Source organism: Streptococcus sp. GMD5S (assembly GCF_000298715.2).
GTDB lineage: Bacteria > Bacillota > Bacilli > Lactobacillales > Streptococcaceae > Streptococcus.
Genome location: NZ_AJRG02000037.1, coordinates 1 through 2,801, shown reverse-complemented (window position 1 = coordinate 2,801; position 2,801 = coordinate 1). Strand labels below are relative to the sequence as shown.

Genomic DNA, 2,801 nt, shown 5'->3' with positions numbered 1-2,801 from the left:
AGTTAAGAACTTGGATCGATTCATTTTATTTAAAATAGTAGGAATAGTGTTGTTTACAACCTGGATTAAATGGTGCACTGCAGTAAGGACAAGCCATCTGTTTTTGGTATTCTTGGAAAGTCATTGTCCTCTTACAACCCCCACATAAGATTGGTCGATCCTCAAAAAGCGCCAAGGGATAGGGAGAAAAAACATGTGTCTCCATAGTATTGTGACACTGATAGCATGCGTAGTATTTTTTGCATTCATAACATTGGAGTGAAACAATATCCTTTTCACTATGATAATGAACACATCTGCTTTCATCATCTACCAATAAACCTTGAGCTTGTATCATTCCCTTTTCCTTATCTAGGCACGAACTGTAACACTTGTCCCGTCTTCCTTATAGAGGTTGATGAGCCCTTCCTTGAGAGCGCGGACCATATCCCCTACTTGAACAGGTTGTGGAACCTTGATTGTCAAGAGTTCCATTGGATTTGGAGCACGGTCTATTTTATTGCCCTTGGCATCATGAAGATCTTCGATATAAGTTTCAAAATGTCGGAAACCTGGTCCGTAAAACTCAACTTGGTCTCCTTCATTGATAACATTCCGTTGACGAATGGTTGCCGTTTGAGTCGCATCATCATACGAAACCACTTCAGCGACAAACTTGTATTCAGGAATTTTACGACGAGCGCCAAACAACTGTTCGTTTTCAGACGGTGTACCGTAGTAGAAACCTGTTGCCAATTCACGTTGGGCAACCTTCCACATCTCGTCTACCAAGTCCTGTTTGATGGCTTCAAATTTCTCGGGACTTTCGAGATAAGCATCTACAGCCGCCTTGTAACAGTTGGTCACAGTTGAAACATAGTGGATCGACTTCATACGACCTTCAATCTTGAGACTGTCTACACCGTTTTCGATCATATCTGGAATATGGTCAATCATGGACATGTCAACGGCTGACATCGAAAATTCTTCTGGGATTTCACCTTTAAGACTCTTACGTTCTTGGCCAAATGGCATGTCGTAGAGGTCGTATTTCCAACGGCAAGACTGTGAACAACCACCACGGTTGGCATCACGCATACTCATGTGGTTTGAGAGCGTACAGCGACCTGAGTAAGAAATACACATAGCTCCATGGACAAAGGCCTCAATCTCAACATCAGTGCGTTTGCGAATCTCTGCCAATTCTTCCATTGAAACTTCACGGGCCAAAACCACGCGAGTTAGCCCAAGTTCTTTCCAGAACTCAAGAGTTTCATAGTTGGTCGCACTGGCTTGGGTAGAGAGGTGTATTTCAAGACCTGGTGCTTCTGTTGCTGCAATCATAATCAAGGCTGGATCTGACACGATAACTGCGGCAATCCCAATGTCACGCAACTTACGGAACCATTCTCCAGCACCAGCTTCATTTCCTTCGTGCATAACCATGTTAGCAGCCACATAGACCTTGGCACCGTACTTAGCAGCAAACTGCACGCCTTCTTCCATCTGTTCAAAGGTGAAGTTTCCTGCACGGCTACGAAGACCATAGGCCTGTCCGCCGATGAAGACTGCGTCCGCACCATATTGAACAGCTACTTTCAGCTTCTCTAAAGTCCCTGCAGGTGATAAAACCTCAGGACGTTTTAATGTTTTTGTCATTTTTTCTCCTATTTGCAATATAAAAGTTTGACGTTTTTCCTTCTCATTTTATAGTAAATAATGGATAAAATCAAGCCTAGACAGATTGTTTTGACAATTCTAATCTTTTCTAAAACAAAAAACTAGCCTTTCTAGACTAGTTATTTTCAAGATAAAATTCAAAGCGTTCGCCCACGTATTGACTCTTTACATACTCGAAAGCCGTCCCATCTTCAAGATAAGAGACCTGAGTCAAGGCTAAAATGGCATGCCCCTTTTCGACTTCTAGATAGTGAGCAATCTTTTCCTTAGCCAATCTTGCATAAATGGTCTGTTGGGATTTGCCAATCCGATAGCCATGTTGTTGCAAGGTTTGGAAGAAGTGACTGGTGATTTCTTCTTTTTTGAAATCCTTAATAAATTTCTCAGGAATGGATGCGACTTCATAGACTAGCGGAACTTGGTCAGCGTAACGCACCCGTTCCATGCGGATAATATTCTCTGTTGGAGTAATCCCTAGCTTAGCGACCTCTTGTTCATTTGGAATGGTTCTTCTGTAAGAAATGAGATGGCTGGAAGGTACTTTCCCCTGAGATTTAACAATCTCTGTAAAACTAGTCGTCCCCCGCATTTTTTCTTGGACACGAGTGCTAGAGACAAAAGTCCCACTTCCTACACGACGCTCCAAAACTCCTTCCTCAACCAAGAGAGAGATAGCCTGGCGTAATGTCATCCGGCTAACTTGAAACTGTTCCGCTAAATCTCGCTCACTTGGAAGTCTCTCTCCGATTTTCCAATGATGCTCATCTATATCCTTCTTGATCTGATCGTGGATTTTCATATAAGCTGGTAACATGATTCTCACTTCTTTTCTTTATTTTCTCCATTGTACCGTATTTGCTAAGAAAAAGTCAAACTTTGCCTTGTTTAGTTGGTAATTCGCCCCTATTTGTGATAGAATATTGAAAAAGATATTTCTTTTGAGAAAGGAAAAAGATGAGCAACATTTCAACTGATTTGCAAGATGTCGAAAAAATCATCGTGCTGGACTATGGTAGCCAATACAACCAGCTGATTTCACGCCGTATTCGTGAAATCGGTGTTTTTTCAGAGCTAAAAAGCCATAAAATCTCAGCCGCAGAGGTTCGTGCGATTAACCCTGTAGGGATCATCCTCTCTGGTGG

4 protein-coding genes are annotated in these 2,801 nt (G+C 42.2%); 1 reads left to right on the top strand and 3 read right to left on the bottom strand.

All coding sequences use genetic code 11. The features are described 5' to 3' along the window. Nucleotides 1-25 precede the first annotated feature (25 nt). From GMD5S_RS10630 to GMD5S_RS0209535, 3 genes are all read right to left on the bottom strand, one after another. Entirely contained in the window at nucleotides 26-337 is a 312-nt protein-coding gene (locus tag GMD5S_RS10630) for a CHY zinc finger protein (RefSeq protein ID WP_008279616.1), read from the bottom strand. A gap of 14 nt (nucleotides 338-351) precedes the next feature. After that, nucleotides 352-1,638, bottom strand: coding sequence for a peptidase U32 family protein (locus GMD5S_RS0209540; protein WP_000169097.1), 1,287 nt, complete (start codon nucleotides 1,636-1,638; stop codon nucleotides 352-354). 136 nt (nucleotides 1,639-1,774) lie between these two features. Next, a complete protein-coding gene (locus GMD5S_RS0209535; protein ID WP_000936173.1) occupies nucleotides 1,775-2,473 on the bottom strand; it encodes a GntR family transcriptional regulator in 699 nt (232 codons plus the stop codon). A gap of 140 nt (nucleotides 2,474-2,613) precedes the next feature. Between GMD5S_RS0209535 and GMD5S_RS0209530 the strand changes: the two genes are divergently transcribed. Then, the coding region (locus GMD5S_RS0209530; protein ID WP_029710691.1) for a glutamine amidotransferase-related protein at nucleotides 2,614-2,801 on the top strand (188 nt) is incomplete at its 3' end.

Coding starts and splice junctions, on each gene's coding strand:
- GMD5S_RS0209535 (WP_000936173.1), bottom strand. CDS start 2,473: ATGTTACCAGCTTATATGAAAATCCACGATCAGATCAAGAAGGATATA.
- GMD5S_RS10630 (WP_008279616.1), bottom strand. CDS start 337: ATGATACAAGCTCAAGGTTTATTGGTAGATGATGAAAGCAGATGTGTT.
- GMD5S_RS0209540 (WP_000169097.1), bottom strand. CDS start 1,638: ATGACAAAAACATTAAAACGTCCTGAGGTTTTATCACCTGCAGGGACT.